We start from the raw sequence: 17747 nt of genomic DNA on the forward strand, positions 1-17747 counted from the left end.
AGGAGCGGGGCGCCGGACCGGTCGGATAGGGCCGCAAAGCGGCCCCAATGGCATCAGCGCTGACGCAGGCTATCGAGTAGCTTGTGGGTCGGGTAGCCATCTGCCGGCCACCCCAGCCCCTGCTGGGCATTGCGAATCGCCTTGCGGGTATTGGCCCCGATGATGCCATCCGGGTTGCCCGCCTCATGCCCCTTGGCATTCAGCAAGCTCTGCAGCTCCATCCGCTCGCTGCGACTGAGCGGCAGGTCTTCCTTCGGCCAGCTGCCGCTGATGAAACCCCAGCCCGAGAAGCGATCACCCAGCAGGCTCACCGCCAGCGCATAGGACGACGAGTTGTTGTACTTGAGAATGGCGCGGAAGTTGTCCAGTACCAGGAATGCTGGCCCACGAGCGCCGGCCGGTAGCAGCAGGGCAGCCGACAACTGGTTGCTGCCGGCCGGCAGCTGGGTACCCGCAGGTAGCTTCACGCCCATCTGCAGCCATTCGTAAACCGGTTTGCGCAACGTGCCGTCGGCCTGCCAATAGTCGAAGCCTGCCGGTACTTGCACCTCGAAGCCCCACGGCTGGCCATGCTTCCAGCCAGAGCTCTGCAGGTAATGTGCAGTCGATGCCAATGCGTCGGGGGTGCTGTTCCAGATATCCCGACGGCCATCACCGTCGAAATCCACCGCATGGGTGTTGTAGGTGGTCGGGATGAACTGGGTCTGGCCCATGGCGCCGGCCCACGAACCACGCATGGCCTCAGGCTGGATGTCGCCATGCTGGATGATCTGCAGGGCGGCGATCAGCTGGTCCTGGGCGAACTGTGGGCGACGGCCTTCATAGGCAAGGGTGGCCAGCGAGCGGATCACCGACTTGCTGCCTTGGAACTGGCCAAAGTTGCTTTCCATGCCCCACACCGCGACCAGCGCCTGGCGGTCGACGCCATAGCGCTGTTCGATGCGGGTGAGCAACTCGGCGTTCTGTTCCAGCAGTTTCTTGCCGTTGCGCACGCGCAGGGGCGACAGGGCGCCATCAAGGTATTCCCACACCGGGCGGGTGAATTCGGGTTGGCTGCGGTCGGCCTTGATCACGTCCATGTCTGGCGTGACGCCGAGGAACGCGCGGTCGAAGGTGCTTGGCGCGATGCCGGCCTGAAGCGCCTGCAGGCGGAAGTTCGCCTGCCATTCGGCAAAGGTCTGCAGGGGCTGGATTTCGGTGCTGACGTCAGGCGTGGCGCTGGGCAGGGTCACTACCGGCGCGGGCTGGGCGGGTGCCAGCGGCAGGGCGTCGGCGGCGGTGGGTTTTTCCGCGCAGGCGACGAGCAGGATGAAGCTGGAGGCCGCGAGTAGCTGGCGGGATTTCCAACGGGGGAGAAGACTCAAGAGCATGCACAGATCCAGAATTGCAGGTCAGGTGCCGACCATACCATGCCTGCGCTTGCGATGCTTTCATGCGGCCAAAAAGTAAGAAGCCTCCCAATCTCTCGATTGGAAGGCTTCGCGGCGGTAGCTGCCTTTGCCCTTGTCTGGTCGCTCCTGGCGGCAGCGGAAGAGGGGTTGGGCAATGATCGACTTGGCCTTGTTCGGGCCGTGCTTTTTCGGCTTTTTGCTCATGGCGGGGTTCCTGGCTTGGGGGCTTTCGGGGCGCACTTTAGGCCTGGGAAGGTGATGGAGCCAATTGATTGTGTTTATGGCAGCCCCGGCTATTCTGCAGGCAGCACCAGTCTTTGCCCTGCCATCAATAGCGACAAGCGAGACAACCCGGTCCAGGGCGACCCCTCGGCCTGCCCCTTGATCTGTGCATCGATACGCTGGGCATCTTGCAGCAACTGTGCCCAGCGCTGCGCCGAGAGGCGCTGCAGAGCCTTGCTGACCAGTGGTCGGCGCTTGTCCCAGACCGGTGGTCGAGCCTGGCTGAAGGCTTTGTCCAGCGGTACACCTTGGGAAAATTGCTGGGCCAGGCCGGCCAGCAGGCGCAACTCGCGGGCCAGGGCCCAGAGAATCACCGGCGGTTCCACACCCTCGCCGCGCAAGCCTTCGAGCATGCGCAAGGCGTGCGCTGCTTCGCCATTGAGGATGGCGTCAACCAGCCCGAAGACATCGAAGCGCGCGCTGTCGGCAACCGCAGCCTGCACTGTCTCGACGGTGATCTGGTTGCCGTCAGCCAGCAGCTTGAGCTTTTCGATCTCCTGGGCTGCGGCCAGCAAGTTGCCTTCGACCCGCGCGGCGATCAGGTCGACGGCATCGCGTTGGGCCGACAGCCCGGCCTGGGACAGGCGCTGGTTGATCCACTGCGGTAACTGCTGGGTATCCACCGGCCAGATCTGGATGAACTGACAGTGGTCGCCTTCGATCAGGGCCTTGCCCCACTTGGTCTTCTGTGCGCTGCCATCGAGCTTGGGCAGGCTGATCAGCAGCAGAGTGTCGTCGGCAGGTCTGGCGCAATACTCCATGAGCGCCGCAGCCCCTTTGTCACCGGGCTTGCCCGACGGCAGGCGCAGCTCCAGCAGGCGCCGCTGGGCGAACAGCGACAGGCTGGCACCCGCTTGCAGCAGGGTACCCCAGTCGAAGTTGGCGTCGGCACTGAATACCTGGCGCTCGTCGAAGCCTTGCTGGCGGGCCGCATTGCGGATGGCGTCGGCGGCTTCCTGGCACAGCAGCGGTTCATCGCCACTGACCACGTAGACCGGGGCCAGGCTGCCTTGCAGGTGCTTGTTGAGTTGGGCGGGGGCGAGCTTCATGGGAGCAGGCGGGGCACCGAAGTGCCCCGCTCGGGCTTAGTTGCCCGGGATTTCCATAGGTGACTGCTGCGGCGTTTCCGCCTGCTGGCGGCGTGCGGCCTCCAGCGCGTCGGCTTCAGCCTTGGCGCGTGCGTCGGCTTTGCGTTGCAGCTCGTCGAGTTGGGATGGGGTCAACATCTGCAGGCGAGTGACCAGCGACTGCACCAGATCGCGACGCATTTCTTCGCGCGAACGCTGGGCTTCCTGATCGGAGCCGGTGATATTGCCGCCGTCACGCACATAGATCTTGCGTGCTTCTACCTTGTCGCTCAGCAGCTCGAGGTTGTTAAGGCCCAGGATGCTGTAATTGAGCGTGGTGGTGAGCTCGTACTCGGCAGTAGCATTGCCGGCTGCGTAGCTCGCCGAACGCGAGTTTTCCTGCTCGTTGGTCAGCACCAGGCGATAAGGTGCGCCGGCGTGCACATTGACGCCACTGTTCTCAAGCACTTGGCGCAGTTGAACCAGGGTCGGGCCATAGGCGTTGCGTGCGCTGACGTCCATTTCCTTGACGCTCAGCTCGTTGGTGCCGGTGCCGCGCAGCTGGAAACCGCAGGCGCTGAGCAGCACAGCCAGGCCCATTACCAGCAGATTGCGTTTGATCATGTTGTTGCTCCCTTGTGGGCCGATACCGCCCACCCGCAGAGGCCGCGGGTGGGCGTTGCCATCAGTTGGCGACGATGTTGACCAGTTTGCCCGGTACCACGATGACCTTGCGGATGGTCAGGCCATCAATGAAGCGCAGGACGTTTTCGTTGCTGCGGGCAGCGGCTTCGATTTCCTCACGGCTGGCTGCGGCAGGCATTTCCACCTGCCCGCGCAGCTTGCCATTGACCTGCACCACCAAGGTGATGCTGTCCTGCACCAGGGCGCTCTCGTCGACCGCCGGCCAGCCAGCGTCGATGACAGCCTGGTCGTGGCCCAGCTGTTTCCACAGCTCGTGGGAAATGTGCGGCGTGATCGGCGCGAGCAGCAGGGTCACGGCTTCCAGGCCTTCCTGCAGCAAGGCACGGTCCTGCTCGCTGGCCTGCGGGGCCTTTTCCAGCACGTTCATCACGGTCATCACCTGGGCGATGGCGGTGTTGAACTTGTGGAACTGGCCCACGTCGGTGCTGGCCTGCTTGATCGCAGCGTGGATGGCGCGACGGATGACCTTTTGCGCGTCGTCCAGGGCTGCGACATCCAGCTTGCCCGGCAGGCCTTGGGCGACGTGAGCCTGGGCCAGGCGCCATACACGGCGCAGGAAGCGGCTGGCACCCTCGACACCGGAGTCGGACCACTCCAGGCTCGCATCAGGTGGCGAGGCAAACATCATGAACAGGCGGCAGGTGTCGGCGCCGTACTGGTCGATCATCGATTGTGGGTCGACGCCGTTGTTCTTCGACTTCGACATCTTCTCGGTACCGCCGATTTCCACCGGCAGGCCATCGGTCTTCAGGCGTGCACCGATGATCTTGGCCTTGGCATCGCGCTCGATTTCGACGTCGGCCGGGTTGAACCAGTCCTTGCCGCCGTTGCTGGCTACACGGTAGTAGGTCTCGGCGACCACCATGCCCTGGGTCAGCAGGTTCTTGAACGGCTCGTTGGAGGTGACCAGGCCCTCGTCACGCATCAGCTTGTGGAAGAAGCGCGCGTACAGCAGGTGCAGGATCGCGTGCTCGATACCACCGATGTACTGGTCGACCGGCAGCCAGTGGTTGGCCGCTTTCGGGTCGACCATGCCACCTTCGTAGTTCGGCGAAGCGTAACGGGCGAAGTACCAGGACGATTCCACGAAGGTGTCCATGGTGTCGGTTTCGCGCTTGGCCGCGGCACCGCATTTCGGGCAGCTGCACTCGTAGAACTCAGGCATGCGCGCCAACGGCGAACCGGCGCCGTCCGGCACCACGTTTTCCGGCAGTGTGACCGGCAGCTGGTCTTCTGGTACTGGCACGTCGCCGCACGACGGGCAGTGGATGATCGGGATCGGGCAGCCCCAGTAACGCTGGCGGCTGATACCCCAGTCGCGCAGGCGGAACTGGGTGCGCGATTTACCCAGCTCCTTGCGGATCAGGGCAGCTTCGATGGCGTCGAAGGCGCCGGCGAAGTCCAGGCCGTCGAACTCGGCGGAGTTGATCAGCTGGCCATGCTCGCCATAGGCGGCCAGCCACTCGTTGCCAACGTCATCGCCCGCGCTGGTGCGTACCACGGCCTTGAACGGCAGGTTGTACTTGTGGGCGAACTCGAAGTCGCGCTCGTCGTGGGCCGGCACCGCCATCACGGCGCCATCGCCGTAGTGCATCAGCACATAGTTGGCGACCCACACGGGCAGCTTCTCGCCGGTCAGCGGGTGCTCGACGAACAGGGAAGTGGGCATGCCCTTCTTCTCCTGGGTGGCCATGTCGGCCTCGGCCACGCTGCCGCTCTTGCATTCGTCGATGAACGCCTGCAGCGCCGGGTTGCCCTGGGCGGCCTGGGTGGCCAGCGGGTGCTCTGCAGCAACCGCGACATAGGTGGCGCCCATCAGGGTGTCCGGGCGTGTGGTGAAGACCTTCAGGGTGCCTTCGTGGCCGATGCTGGCCTGGTCGAACGGGAACTGCACTTCCATGCCGCGCGACTTGCCGATCCAGTTGCGCTGCATGGTCTTGACCTGCTCAGGCCAGCCCGGCAGCTCGTCGAGGCTTTCCAGCAGCTCGTCGGCGTAGTCGGTGATGCGGAAGTAGTACATCGGGATTTCGCGCTTCTCGATCAGCGCGCCCGAACGCCAGCCGCGGCCGTCGATGACCTGCTCGTTGGCCAGTACGGTCTGATCGGCCGGGTCCCAGTTCACGGTCCCGTTCTTGCGGTAGATGATGCCTTTTTCGAACAGGCGGGTGAACAGCCACTGTTCCCAGCGGTAGTAGTCCGGCTTGCAGGTGGTGACTTCACGTGCCCAGTCGATGGCCAGGCCCAGGCTCTTGAGCTGGGTCTTCATGTAGTCGATGTTTTCGTATGTCCACTTGGCCGGGGCGACGTTGTTCTTCATCGCCGCGTTTTCCGCGGGCATGCCGAAAGCGTCCCAGCCCATCGGCTGCAGGACGTTTTTGCCCAGCATGCGCTGGTAGCGGGCAATCACGTCGCCGATGGTGTAGTTACGCACGTGGCCCATGTGTAGCTTGCCGCTCGGGTACGGGAACATCGATAGGCAATAGTAGGTATCTTTGCCTGGCTGTTCGGTAACAGCGAACGATTGTTGCTCGTCCCAGAAGTTCTGGGCGGCGGCTTCGATATCACGGGGCGTGTATTGTTCGTGCATGGCTACTTTTTGCTGAGAGAGAAGAGACCTTGTTCCAGGCAGCGGAACCTCGCTGCGTCCGGCACTCCGGTGTCATTTAGAGTGAACGCCGTAGCATACAGCAGCGCTGCGTATCGTGGGAAACCTTGATTGCGAATGCCCGCTGGTCGCGGCATCTGGCTGCTTTTTGCAGCGACGCTAAGCTCAGGTGTGGGGGGAGATATTCTTTATCTTCAATGAGGTGAACGGATGGGAGAGACGCAGCTACCCGCAAGCAAACCGGAGCTTTACGAACGCCTGATCGACCGTCTTGGCCTGGCACTGGAAGTCGCCAGAACCTCGGTGAGATTACGCGACGAGATGCCAGCCGAGCTGGAGTTGCGTGGCCTGAGCCATGCAGAGTTCGAAGTGATCAAGGCTTACCTGGATTCCCTCCCGGAACGCCGCAATGCCTGCGCCGGAAGTTTCCCACAAGCGGAACCGGCAACGGCCAAGATTATCTGGCTCAAGGACAAGAAACGCCCCGCCAACTCGGCGAGATCCAGGACGCTGCCGCATCGCTAGCCGTTCAGGACGCCAGGCGCTGGCTTAGCGCGCCGGTTCTACAACACACTTCCCATGATCGGCGCCGGTTCACACTTGTTGACCGGCGCCGATCCTCTATAGGCTGCACGCCTTCCATGGAGGTGTGTCGATGCCGATCCGTTTTTTCATCAAACAATGGCTGATGCCGCCTGGCATCCTGTTTCTGCTGCTGCTTGCGGCGTGGTGGTTGCGCCGCCGCCGGCCGCAGCTGGCTGCACTGTGTTTTGCCATGGGGTTGGGTGGCCTGTGGTTGATGAGCTTGCCGCTGGTGGTGCAGCAGTCTGCCCACCTGCTGGAGACCGTGCCGCCTTTGCCGACAAGCGACTGGGCGGGCTTGGCCAGCAGGGCGGATGCCATCGTCGTGCTCGGTGCTGGGCGTGAGCGGGGCGATCCGGCCTGGGGTGGTGGTGATCAGCCCACGGCTACTGCACTCGAGCGCATGCGTTTTGCCGCGCGGCTGGCGAAAGCCTCGGGGTTGCCAGTGCTGACCAGTGGTGGCTTGCATTACGGTACGCCGCCAAGCGAGGCGCAGCTGATGGCGGACCGCCTTCGCGAGGATTTCGCGGTGCAGGTGAAGTGGAAGGAAGAGGCCAGCCGCACGACTTGGGAAAATGCCCAGTTGAGCGCCAAAGTGTTGCAGCCGTTGGGCATACGCCGGGTGGTGCTGGTGACTCAGGCGTGGCACATGCAGCGCTCGCGCTGGAGCTTCGAGCGGGCCGGGTTTGAGGTGGTGCCAGCGCCGGTCGGGTTCTTGGGGCGCGATCATGCACGGCCGTTCGGCGGGTTGCTGCCGGAGAGCCGAGCCATGTGGCAGAGCGGCCAGTTGCTCAATGAAGCGGCTGGATGGGTGGGGTATCGGTTGTTTTACTGACTCGCGGCCTGCGTGGTTGTTGTAGGAGCGGCCTTGTGTCGCGAAAGGGCCGCTCCTGCAAGCTCGGTGTGCGGCGGCTCAGACTGTTTTTGCAATCCTGCCGGCCAGCAACGCCCAGCCCAGCAACAGCACACAGAGAATAGCCAGCGGCCACGACCGCCACTGCAGGTAAGGCGTCAGCTGCTGCATCGGCACCACTTCGCCATACAGCACTGCGCGCTGGAACTGCGGCACCTCTGCGGTGATCCGGCCAAACGGGTCGATCAGTGCCGTCACGCCGTTGTTGGTGGCGCGGATCATCCAGCGGCCGGCCTCCAATGCACGCATCTGTGCCATCTGCAGGTGCTGCAGTGGGCCGATCGAGGTACCGAACCAGGTGTCGTTGCTGATGGTCAGCAGCAGGTCGCTGCGTGCTGCCAGGCCTGCAGCGAACTCGGGGTAGACCACTTCGTAGCAGATGAACGGCGCAATCTGGTAACCCTTGGCCTGCAGCAGTGGCTGGTCCGCGGGGCCGCGGGCAAAGTCCGACATCGGCAGGTTGAAGAACTCGATCGCACCGCGAAGCATGTCCTGCAGGGGCACATACTCGCCGAACGGCACCAGTTTCTGCTTGAGGTAGGTACCGTCGCCTTCGCCGGTCACGGTGACGCCGTTGTAGTAGCGGCGCTGATGATGCACCACTTCACGCACCGGCACGCCGGTGATCAGCGCTGAATGCCGGTCGGCGGCAAAGCGCCCCATCACGTCGATATAACCCTGTGCCTGGTCCTTGAGCACGGGTACGGCAGTTTCCGGCCACACCAGCAGGTCGACAGGCCGGGAGCTGAAACTCATGTCGCGGTACAACGCCAGCTGCGCATCAATGTGCGCCGGGTCCCACTTCAGGTCTTGTTCGACATTACCCTGCAGGGCCGCGACCTTGAGTGGGTCGCCGGCAGGCGTGGTCCAGGCGTGGCCTTTGAGGGCCGTGCCGATCACCCAGGGCGCCAGCAGCAATACCGCAGCGACCGCGAGGAATGATGGGCGTTCGCGCAGGCGGTGCAGGTTGCACAGCAGCGCGGCACTCAGCGCCAGGGTGAAGGAGATAAGCCACACACCGCCCAGCGGCGCCAGGCCTGCGAGCGGGCCATCCAGCTGGCTGTAACCGGCATATAGCCAAGGGAAACCGGTGAGGAACCAGCCACGGAAGGCCTCTTGCAACAGCCATAGGGCGGCGAAGCAAAGGGCGTCGGCCAGGGGCGCCTCATTACGCCTGAACCAGCGCGCCCACAACCAGGTGGGCAAGGCGAAGAACCAGGCGAGGGCGGCGAAGAACGCCAGCAGCAAGACGATCGCCAACAGCGGCGAGGCGCCGCCGTAGGTGTTCATGCTGACGTAGATCCACCAGGTGCCTGCGCCGTAGAGGCCGAAGCCGAACCACCAGCCACGCCACATGGCCTGGCGCGGGCTGAGCTCGCGCAGGCCGAGGTAGAGCAGGGCGATGGACAGCAGGGCCAGTGGCCAGATGTCGAACGGCGCCAGGGCCAGGAGGGTCGATGCGCCGGCCGCCAGGGCCAGCAGGTTACCGGGCCAGCCGGGGCGGGTGATCCAACGCATGTTTGTCCTTAGCGGGTGATCGGAGTCAGGCGCAGCAAGTGTATCCGCCGGCTGTCGGCATTGAGAATACGGAACTTGTAGGCGCCGATCTCGGTGGTCTCGTTGCGCTTGGGCAGGTGGCCGAAGGCACTCATCACCAGGCCGCCGACAGTGTCGAACTCGTCATCCGAGAACTCGCTGTCGAAGAACTCGTTGAAGTTGTCGATCGGGGTCAGCGCCTTCACCAGGAAGTCGCCACTTGGCAACGGCTTGATGTAGCTGTCTTCCTCGACGTCATGCTCGTCCTCGATGTCACCGACGATCTGTTCCAGCACGTCTTCGATGGTCACCAGGCCTGCCACGCCGCCGTATTCGTCGATGACGATGGCCATGTGGTTGTGGTTGGCGCGGAACTCGCGCAGCAGCACATTCAGGCGCTTGGACTCCGGCACGAAAGTGGCCGGGCGCAGCAGGTCCTTGATGTTGAAGCTGTCGCCGTTCTCTTTGAGGATCAGCGGCAGCAGGTCCTTGGCCAGCAGGATCCCGAGCACATCGTCATGGCTTTCGCCGATCACCGGGTAACGCGAGTGGGCGGCGTCGATGACGGCCGGAAGGAACTCGCGCGGCGATTGGGTCGCCTTGATGCTGATCATCTGCGAGCGCGGGACCATGATGTCGCGAACCTGCAGGTCGGCGACCTGGATGGCACCTTCGACGATGGTCAGCGCTTCGCTGTCGAGCAGCTTGTTCTGATGGGCTTCGCGCAGCAGCTCAAGGAGCTCCTGGCGGTTTTTCGGCTCATGGGCAAAAGCCTGGGTCAGTTTACCCAGCCAGGACTTCTGCCCGTTGCTCGATCGATCTTCGCTCATGGCGGTTCTCGTGATCCTTGGTGTATCAGTGTGTGAGAAGTTCGTTTTCATCGTCGGCGTAGGGGTCGGGGTGACCCAGTTCTGCCAGCAATTCCCCTTCCAGCGCTTCCATTTCCTCGGCCTCATCGTCATCGATGTGGTCGTAGCCGAGCAGGTGCAGGCAGCCGTGGATGACCAGGTGCGCCCAGTGCGCTTCCAGCGATTTACCCTGTTCGGCGGCCTCGCGCTCTACCACTGGCACGCAGATCACCAGGTCGCCCAGCAGCGGTATGTCGAGCAGGTCGTCGGGTACATCGGCCGGGAACGACAGCACATTGGTCGCGTAGTCCTTGTGCCGGTAGGTGTGGTTGAGTTCGCGGCCTTCGGCTTCGTCGACCAGACGGATGGTCATTTCCGAGTCGGCCGTGCGCTGGCGCAATGCCAGTTCGCACCAGCGGCGGAAAGCAGCATCGTCAGGAGCGGCGGCATCCGTGGCCCGTTGCAGGTCAAGTTCAAGCATCTTTGTTGCCGGCCTCAGGCTTGGCTTGACGGGCTTCGAAGCGGTCGTAGGCTTCGACGATACGCTGTACCAGTGGGTGACGAACCACATCTTTGGGTTGGAAGTGGGTAAAACTGATACCCGGTACGTCCCTGAGCACCTCGATCACATGGGCCAGGCCCGACTTGGTGCCACGTGGCAGGTCGACCTGGGTGATGTCGCCGGTGATCACCGCTGTCGAGCCGAAGCCGATGCGGGTAAGGAACATCTTCATCTGCTCGAGGGTGGTGTTCTGGCTCTCGTCGAGGATGATGAAGCTGTTGTTCAGAGTGCGGCCACGCATGTAGGCCAGCGGGGCGATCTCGATCACCTGGCGCTCGATCAGCTTGGCCACGTGCTCGAAGCCGAGCATTTCGTACAGCGCGTCGTACAGCGGGCGCAGGTACGGGTCGATCTTCTGTGCCAGGTCACCCGGCAGGAAGCCGAGCTTTTCGCCCGCCTCGACTGCCGGGCGGACCAGCAGGATGCGGCGAACCTGCTCGCGCTCCAGGGCATCGACGGCGCAGGCTACGGCAAGGTAGGTCTTGCCGGTACCGGCCGGGCCGATGCCGAAATTGATGTCGTTGGCCAGGATTTCCTTGACGTAGCGCTGCTGGTTGACGCCGCGCGGGCGAATATTGCCCTTGCGTGTGCGCAGCGAGACGCTTACCTCGTTGACTGCCGGATTGTCGATGTTTTCGACCGTCGACTCCTGCAGATACAGGTGCACGGTTTCTGGCGACAGGTCGTTGGCCTTGGTCTCGCGATAGAGGCGGCGCAACAGTTGCTCTGCAGCGGAAGTGGTCTTGGGTTCGCCGATCAGCTCGAATTGGTTGCCGCGGTTGCGGATTTCGATAGCCAGGCGTTGTTCGATCAGGCGCAGGTGCTCGTCGAACTGGCCGCACAAGTTGGCGAAACGGTGGGCCTCGAAGGGTTCGAGGATGAAGCGATGGGGTTGTATGGGTGCGTTCAAGGTCGTTTTTAGCCGCTCGACGGCGATGGAGTTGAACTCAAGAATAACCCTTGAAGGGCAGTGGCGAAAGCACTGAAACGTTCAACGGTCTGTACTGCCTGTTCCGGCCCCTTCGCAAGCAAGCCTGCTCCCGCAGCTACTGCGCCACCCCGAGGGCTGCGGATAACCTGTGGGAGCGGGTTTGCCCGCGAAGCGGCCGGAACAGGTATCATGCGCGCCATTTCTTACGCATGTGTTAACCCGCCGAACATGAGCAAACGCGAATCCGCCATTTATAAAGTGATCTTCCTCAACCAGGGGCAGGTCTTCGAGATGTATGCCAAGCAGATCTACCAGAGCGACCTGTGGGGTTTTCTGGAAATCGAAGCGTTCGTTTTCGGCGAGCGCACCCAGGTGGTGGTCGACCCGAGCGAAGAAAAACTCAAGAACCAGTTCGAAGGGGTGATCCGCAGCTTCGTGCCGATGCATTCGATCGTGCGCATCGATGAGGTAGAGCGCCTGGGTACGGCCAAGATCAGCGAGGCCAAGGCCAGCGGCAACGTGATGCCGTTCCCCATGCCGATGCCGGAGAAGTAAGGCTCAGGGGAGTGGCGAGAACGGCGTGCGCCCTTCGGCGTTCTGCAGTTCGAGCAGGTATTTACGGAAGATCTGGCCGAGTACCTGGGTGGCGTGCTCCAGTTCGTCGCGCGGCATCTGCTCGGTGACTTCGTCGGCCATGTCCAGCGCATCTTCGGCGCCGTTCACCGCGGCCATCTTCAGCAGGATATAGGCCTGCACGTTGTTGGCCTTGACCCCTTCGCCATGGAAGAACATGGCGCCAAGGCGGTACTGGGCTTCGGCGTGGCCTTGCAGCGAGGCCTTTTCGAACCAGTCCAGGGCCTTTTTCAGGTCTTTCGGCGTCAGCGTGTAGTAATACTCGCCCAGCTCGAACTGTGCCTGGGCGTCCCCGGTCGCCGCTGTTTCCTCGCAGGCTTTCAGCGCGTTCTGCAGGTCTTCTGGCTGAACATTGAGCGTGCAGCGCCCCGTTGCCGGAATCAGCAACGAGTTACCGCCCTCCGCCAGGGCCAGCAGGGGCTGAAGAAGCAACAGGCAGCCCAAGGTCAGGGCGCGGCCGGTGCGGTTCATGGGGATCGACTTACCTCTGCAAAGCTGCGGCCAATGTCTCTGGTGGCACATTATGGGATAAGCAGCGCCAACCTTACAAAGTTTTACGCGAAATTCTGTCCGGGTGGGGAGGATAACTGATTGTGCAGGACCTTTTATTGCCTGTGCCGGCCTCTGTGGGAGCGGCGGTTCGGCGCCTCGACTTGCCCGCGAAGAGGCCGACACAGTTATTGCATTACTTCAGTGCGGCGAAGGCCTTTTCAGCAGCATCCAGGGTGATCTGCAGCTCTTTCTCCCCATGGACGATCGACGTGAAGCCCGCCTCGAACGCACTCGGCGCCAGGTACACGCCACCGTCGAGCATCAGGTGGAAGAAGCGCTTGAAGCGCTCGGCGTCGCTGGCCATCACATCGTCGAAGGTGACGATGTCGTCGGCACCACTGAAATACAGGCCGAACATGGCGCCCGCCTGTGTGGTGACGAACGGCACGCCCGCGGCATCGGCGCGCTGCTGCAGGCCGTCGAGCATACGGCTGGTAAAGGCGCTCAATTCGTCATGGAAGCCAGGGCGGCTGATCAGCTTAAGGGTGGTCAGGCCAGCGGCCATTGCCAGCGGGTTGCCCGACAGCGTACCGGCCTGATAGACCGGGCCCAACGGGGCGATGCAGCCCATGATTTCGCGTTTGCCGCCGAAGCAGCCCACCGGCATGCCACCACCGACGATCTTGCCGAAGGTCGACAGGTCCGGCTTGATCCCGTAGTAACCCTGGGCGCCGCCCAGCGAAACGCGGAAACCGGTCATCACTTCGTCAAAAATCAGCACCACGCCATGCTTGTCGCACTGCTCGCGCAGGCCTTCGAGGAAGCCAGGCGCCGGTGGCACGCAGTTCATGTTGCCAGCCACCGGTTCGACGATGATGCAGGCCACGGTCTGGCCGACCTCGGCCAGGGTCTTCTCGACGGCGGCGATATCGTTGAACGGCAGGGTCAGGGTGTGCTTGGCGAAGTCCGCCGGTACGCCTGCCGAGCTCGGCACGCCTTGAGTCAGCAGGCCGGAACCGGCTTTTACCAGCAGGCTGTCGGAGTGCCCGTGGTAGCAGCCTTCGAACTTGATGATGGCGTCACGGCCGGTATAGCCACGGGCCAGACGGATGGCGCTCATGGTCGCTTCGGTGCCGGAGCTGACCATGCGTACCATTTCCATCGATGGCACCAGCGAGCAGACCAGGTCGGCCATCTCGGTCTCCATCGCAGTCGGCGCGCCATAGGACAGTCCGTGCTGCAACTGGTTACGCACGGCGTCCAGTACTTCAGGGTGGCCGTGGCCGAGAATCATCGGGCCCCACGAGCCGACATAGTCGACGTAGCGCTTGTCATCTTCGTCGACGACGTAGGCACCTTCGGCATGCTTGAAGAACAGCGGAGTGCCGCCGACGCTCTTGAAAGCGCGGACCGGCGAGTTGACGCCGCCTGGGATGTGTTTCTGGGCTTTGGCGAACAGGTCTTCGGAACGGGACATGGGATCTTCTCTCGAAATCAGGAAGCGAACAGGGCGTTGAAGGCGCGGGCGCGGCGGGTGACTTCCTGCGCGCTGTCGGCACCGAACAGGCCGTGGATCACCGCCAGCAGGTCGGCACCATGGGCGATCAGCGGGGCGGCGTTGTCGAGGGTGATACCACCGATCACGGCGATCGGCAGTTTCACCTGGGCACGAGCCTGCTCCAGCAGGTCGACGTTGGCAGCCGGCGCACCCGGTTTGGTGACGGAATTGAAGAAGCGGCCGAAGGCCACGTAGCTGGCACCTTCGCTGGCGGCTTGGGCGGCCAGCTCGAGGTTTGCGTGGCAGGTCGAGCCGATGATTGCCTGGCGGCCGAGCAGCGCGCGAGCCGGCGTCAGCGGGCCATCGGTCTGGCCCAGGTGCACGCCGACACCCAGGCGTGCGGCCAGCTCGGCATCGTCGTTGATGATCAGTTGTGTGCCGTAACGCTCGCAAAGCTTCATCAGCGCTTCGGCCTCGCGCAACCGGCGGGCGGCGTCGTCGCTCTTGTCGCGGTACTGCAGCAGACACACCCCGCCTTCCAGCGCGGCTTCGACGTGGGACAGGAAACGGCCGGCGAGCAGCTGGCTGTCGGTGATTGCGTACAGACCGCGTAGCTTCATTGAAAGCCTCGTATCAGGAGCAGAAATCCAGGGGCAGGCGGCGCGGGACGAACTGGCCTTTGCCCAGCTGCTCGGCGTCGCGCAGGGTGCGCCAGGTGTAATCCAGGGCGCTTTTCACCGCGCTTTGCAGTTGCTCGCCAAGGGCCAGGCGACCGGCCAGGGCGCTGGCCAGGGTGCAGCCCGAGCCATGATAGCTGCCCGGCAGGCGCTGGCAGGTCCAGGTGTGGCTCTGGCCGTCGCGGCTGTACAGGCGGTTGTGGATTTCGTCCTCGTCGCCGTGACCACCGGTAATCAGCAGGTGTCTACAGAACGGCAACAGTTTTTCGGCACACTCGTCGGCAGTGCCGTCAGGCAGTTCGGCGAGGATGCGCGCTTCTGGCAGGTTCGGCGTGGCGATGGTCGCCAGCGGCAGCAGGCGTTCGCGCAGGGCATAGCCGACTTCGTCCTTGCCCAGGCGGCCACCGCCACCGGCACGCAGCACCGGGTCGCAGACCAGCGGCAGGTGCGGGTGGGCACTGAGCAGCTCGGCGACGGTGTCGACCATGCCGATCGAGCCGAGCATGCCCAGCTTCACGGCGGCGACCGTGGAGTCGGCCAGCACGGCATTGGCCTGGGCCAGGACCCATTCGCGGTCGAGCACCCGGAAGTCGGAAACGTTGACGGTATCCTGCACGGTCAGGGCGGTCACGGTAGGTGCAGCGTGACAGCCTTGGGCGATCAGGGCTTCGATATCTGCCTGCAAGCCGGCGCCGCCACTTGGGTCGTGGCCGGAGAGACAGAGGACAACGGGGCGGGAGCTGTAGGTATTCATGGTCGGCGAGCTTACCACCAAACCCATTTGTGCGGATCGTCCTACAAACGAGATTTGTTGATCGAGCGGTCAAATTTTATTGGCAATTACCTCTGAAAGCATTGATTTAGAGGCTTTTATCCAAAAATTGAAGTGGCCCATCGCCAGGGTTGAAAGCTATGCTAGAGTGCTCGGATAACTCGACAAACGGGCTCTGCCGGATTTCGTCGTCTCAAAAGGATTGGAGGCCATCGCGACGCGACCGGACAGGCCATGCTGGGGCTGTATGCGCTATTTGCTGATCATGCTTCTGGGCTTGCTGCCCGCGCTGGCTGGAGCCGTCGAATTCGACGAGGCGACCCGGCACCTTCCATTGGGCAAAGTCATGCAGGTCTACGAGGACCGTGATGGCAGCGCCAGCATCGCCCAGGTCAGCGCGCCCATTTTCGCCAGCCGTTTCCGTACGCACCGCGAGGATGTGCTGAACGCCGGCTACTCGAATTCGGTGTTCTGGCTCAAGGTCGACCTGCACTACGTCGCCTCTGCCAATGCATTGCCACGTCAGTGGTTGCTGGAGCTGGCATACCCGCCTATGGACCATATCGAGCTGTACTTGCCGGGCAGCGATGGCGAGTTCCGCCTGGCCCAGCGTACCGGCGACGCCTTGCCCTACGACAGCCGCCAGATACGCCAGAACAATTACCTGTTTGAACTACCCCTGCAGCCGGGGCAGTCGACCACCGCCTACCTGCGCCTGCACAGTCAGGGTTCGGTGCAGGCACCGCTGGCGTTGTGGTCCGCCGAGGCCTACATGGAAGATCAGCCGACCCGCCTTTATGTGCTGGGCATGATCTACGGCGTGCTGCTGGTGATGGCGGTGTACAACCTGTTCATCTACCTCAGCGTGCGTGACGTCAGTTACCTCTACTACATCCTCTATATTGCCTCGTTCGGCCTTTATCAGGTTTCGGTCAACGGGGCGGGAGTCGCCTATTTCTGGCCGGACAGCCCGTGGTGGGCCAACGCCGCAACGCCTTTGTTCATTGGCGCTGCGGGCCTGTTCGGTTGCCAGTTCGCACGTCACTTCCTGCAGTTGGGCAAGATCAGCCGCGGCCTGGACCGGCTGCTGCAGTTCCTGATGCTGGGTGGCGTGCTGGTGATGGTGCTGTCGGTGAGCATGCGCTACGGCATCGCCTTGCGCATGGCCACGGTGCTGGCTTTGCTGTTCACCGTAAGCATCTTTGCCGCCGGGTTGTATGCCTGGATACGTGGCTTGCGCGTGGCGCGCTGGTTCATCATTGCCTGGACGGCGTTTCTGCTCGGTGGGCTGGTCAACACCCTGATGGTGCTGGGTTACCTGCCCAACCTGTTCATCACCATGTACGCCAGCCAGTTGGGTTCGGCGCTGGAAGTCGCGTTGCTGTCGCTGGCCCTGGCTGATCGCATCAACAGCATGCGCGAACAGCAGGCGCAGACCCTGCGTGATACAGGCCTGGCGTTGGAGCAGATGAACCAGCAACTGGCCAGAAGCAACCACCTCAAAGACGAATTCCTCGCCACCGTCACCCACGAACTGCGTACGCCGATGAATGGCGTGATCGGCTCGCTCGAACTGATGCACACGTTGCCCATGAGTGCCGAGATGGCCCAGTACCACCGCACAGCGGTCGGTTCGGCCCAGGACATGATGGACATGGTTGACGACATTCTCACCCTGACCGAACTGCAGGCTGGCCGCATGCGCCCGCAGGCCATGCCGTTCAGCTTGCGGCGCACATTGCAGGACCTGCGTGCCGGCTATGCCGGAACGGCCTTGGGCAAGGGCTTGTACCTGAGCCTGGACATCCCCGCCGAGTTGCCGGACGAGTTGCTGGGCGATGCGCAGAAAGTGGCGCGCTGCCTGGGCTGCCTGGTAGACAACGGCCTGAAGTTCACGCACCAGGGTGGGGTGATGGTGCAGGTTCGCGGTCGCCGCCTTGGCCCTGAAAGCCTCGCGTTGAGTTTCACCATCAGCGACAGCGGCATCGGTTTCGACGACCTGGACCAGGCGATCCTCTACCAGCGGTTCTTCCAGGTCGACGGCTCGATGACCCGGCGCTATGGCGGACTGGGTATTGGCTTGTCGATCTGCCGGCAGCTCGCCGAGTTGCTTGGTGGCAAGCTGTCTCATGAGTCGACGCGGGGGCTAGGGAGCCGGTTTGAACTGACCTTGAATGTGGCCATTGCCCAGGTGCAGATGCCGCCGGGCAGAGCTGTTTCGGGGGCTACGCGGTTCTAGGTGCATGCCTTGAG

Annotated in this window: 17 protein-coding genes; 4 read left to right on the plus strand and 13 right to left on the minus strand. The window is 63.0% G+C overall.

The genetic code is table 11. From position 1 onward, the window contains the following. Positions 1-53: 53 nt before the first annotated feature. The 5 genes from H040_RS17805 to leuS all read right to left on the minus strand — a co-directional run bounded on the left by H040_RS17805 (position 54) and on the right by leuS (position 6032). Complete coding sequence (locus H040_RS17805) at positions 54-1370, minus strand: lytic murein transglycosylase (RefSeq protein WP_027917767.1); 1317 nt, start codon at positions 1368-1370, stop codon at positions 54-56. A 60-nt stretch (positions 1371-1430) separates the two neighbouring features. Further along, positions 1431-1595: an alternative ribosome rescue factor ArfA gene (gene arfA / locus H040_RS17810; RefSeq protein WP_027917766.1), complete on the minus strand. Its 165-nt coding sequence runs from the start codon at positions 1593-1595 to the stop codon at positions 1431-1433. A gap of 89 nt (positions 1596-1684) precedes the next feature. Next, positions 1685-2722 carry a DNA polymerase III subunit delta gene (gene holA, locus H040_RS17815; RefSeq protein WP_027917765.1) on the minus strand — a complete coding sequence of 346 codons (1038 nt, stop codon included), beginning with the start codon at positions 2720-2722 and terminating at the stop codon, positions 1685-1687. Positions 2723-2758: 36 nt separating this feature from the next. Beyond that, positions 2759-3364 carry an LPS-assembly lipoprotein LptE gene (locus H040_RS17820; protein WP_027917764.1) on the minus strand — a complete coding sequence of 202 codons (606 nt, stop codon included), beginning with the start codon at positions 3362-3364 and terminating at the stop codon, positions 2759-2761. A gap of 61 nt (positions 3365-3425) precedes the next feature. Continuing rightward, complete coding sequence (gene leuS, locus H040_RS17825; protein WP_027917763.1) at positions 3426-6032, minus strand: leucine--tRNA ligase; 2607 nt, start codon at positions 6030-6032, stop codon at positions 3426-3428. A gap of 228 nt (positions 6033-6260) precedes the next feature. Between leuS and H040_RS17830 the strand changes: the two genes are divergently transcribed. Together H040_RS17830 and H040_RS17835 are read left to right on the plus strand one after the other, a co-directional pair. Beyond that, on the plus strand, positions 6261-6575 hold the full coding sequence (locus H040_RS17830) for a hypothetical protein (RefSeq protein WP_027917762.1): 315 nt from the start codon (positions 6261-6263) through the stop codon (positions 6573-6575). A 130-nt stretch (positions 6576-6705) separates the two neighbouring features. After that, positions 6706-7467, plus strand: a complete 762-nt coding sequence (locus H040_RS17835; protein WP_027917761.1) for a YdcF family protein — start codon at positions 6706-6708, stop codon at positions 7465-7467. Positions 7468-7545: 78 nt separating this feature from the next. Here the strand turns inward: H040_RS17835 and lnt are convergent, their stop codons facing one another. From lnt to H040_RS17855, 4 genes are read right to left on the minus strand one after another with little or no spacing between them, the layout of a single operon-like run. Beyond that, positions 7546-9063, minus strand: a complete 1518-nt coding sequence (gene lnt / locus H040_RS17840) for an apolipoprotein N-acyltransferase (protein WP_027917760.1) — start codon at positions 9061-9063, stop codon at positions 7546-7548. 8 nt (positions 9064-9071) lie between these two features. Continuing rightward, complete coding sequence (locus H040_RS17845; protein ID WP_027917759.1) at positions 9072-9911, minus strand: HlyC/CorC family transporter; 840 nt, start codon at positions 9909-9911, stop codon at positions 9072-9074. Between the two features lie 25 nt (positions 9912-9936). Continuing rightward, positions 9937-10410, minus strand: a complete 474-nt coding sequence (gene ybeY / locus H040_RS17850) for an rRNA maturation RNase YbeY (protein ID WP_027917758.1) — start codon at positions 10408-10410, stop codon at positions 9937-9939. Beyond that, positions 10403-11401, minus strand: a complete 999-nt coding sequence (locus H040_RS17855; RefSeq protein ID WP_027917757.1) for a PhoH family protein — start codon at positions 11399-11401, stop codon at positions 10403-10405. Before H040_RS17855 ends, ybeY begins: the two co-directional genes overlap by 8 nt. A 249-nt stretch (positions 11402-11650) precedes the next feature. Here H040_RS17855 and H040_RS17860 point away from each other — a divergent pair, with 249 nt between their 5' ends. Beyond that, positions 11651-11977, plus strand: a complete 327-nt coding sequence (locus tag H040_RS17860; RefSeq protein WP_027917756.1) for a DUF1820 family protein — start codon at positions 11651-11653, stop codon at positions 11975-11977. A gap of 3 nt (positions 11978-11980) precedes the next feature. On the opposite strand, the gene H040_RS17865 is transcribed toward H040_RS17860, so the two are convergent. The 4 genes from H040_RS17865 to H040_RS17880 all read right to left on the minus strand — a co-directional run bounded on the left by H040_RS17865 (position 11981) and on the right by H040_RS17880 (position 15476). Beyond that, positions 11981-12526, minus strand: a complete 546-nt coding sequence (locus tag H040_RS17865; protein WP_027917755.1) for a tetratricopeptide repeat protein — start codon at positions 12524-12526, stop codon at positions 11981-11983. A 214-nt stretch (positions 12527-12740) separates the two neighbouring features. After that, complete coding sequence (gene hemL, locus H040_RS17870) at positions 12741-14024, minus strand: glutamate-1-semialdehyde 2,1-aminomutase (protein ID WP_027917754.1); 1284 nt, start codon at positions 14022-14024, stop codon at positions 12741-12743. A gap of 17 nt (positions 14025-14041) precedes the next feature. Beyond that, complete coding sequence (thiE, locus tag H040_RS17875) at positions 14042-14665, minus strand: thiamine phosphate synthase (protein ID WP_027917753.1); 624 nt, start codon at positions 14663-14665, stop codon at positions 14042-14044. Positions 14666-14678: 13 nt separating this feature from the next. Beyond that, entirely contained in the window at positions 14679-15476 is a 798-nt protein-coding gene (locus tag H040_RS17880; protein WP_027917752.1) for a hydroxymethylpyrimidine/phosphomethylpyrimidine kinase, read from the minus strand. 265 nt (positions 15477-15741) lie between these two features. Between H040_RS17880 and H040_RS17885 the strand changes: the two genes are divergently transcribed. Continuing rightward, on the plus strand, positions 15742-17733 hold the full coding sequence (locus tag H040_RS17885; protein WP_027917751.1) for a sensor histidine kinase: 1992 nt from the start codon (positions 15742-15744) through the stop codon (positions 17731-17733). The last annotated feature ends 14 nt before the right edge of the window (positions 17734-17747 follow it).

Source organism: Pseudomonas sp. URMO17WK12:I7 (assembly GCF_003269045.1).
Classification (GTDB): domain Bacteria; phylum Pseudomonadota; class Gammaproteobacteria; order Pseudomonadales; family Pseudomonadaceae; genus Aquipseudomonas; species Aquipseudomonas putida_J.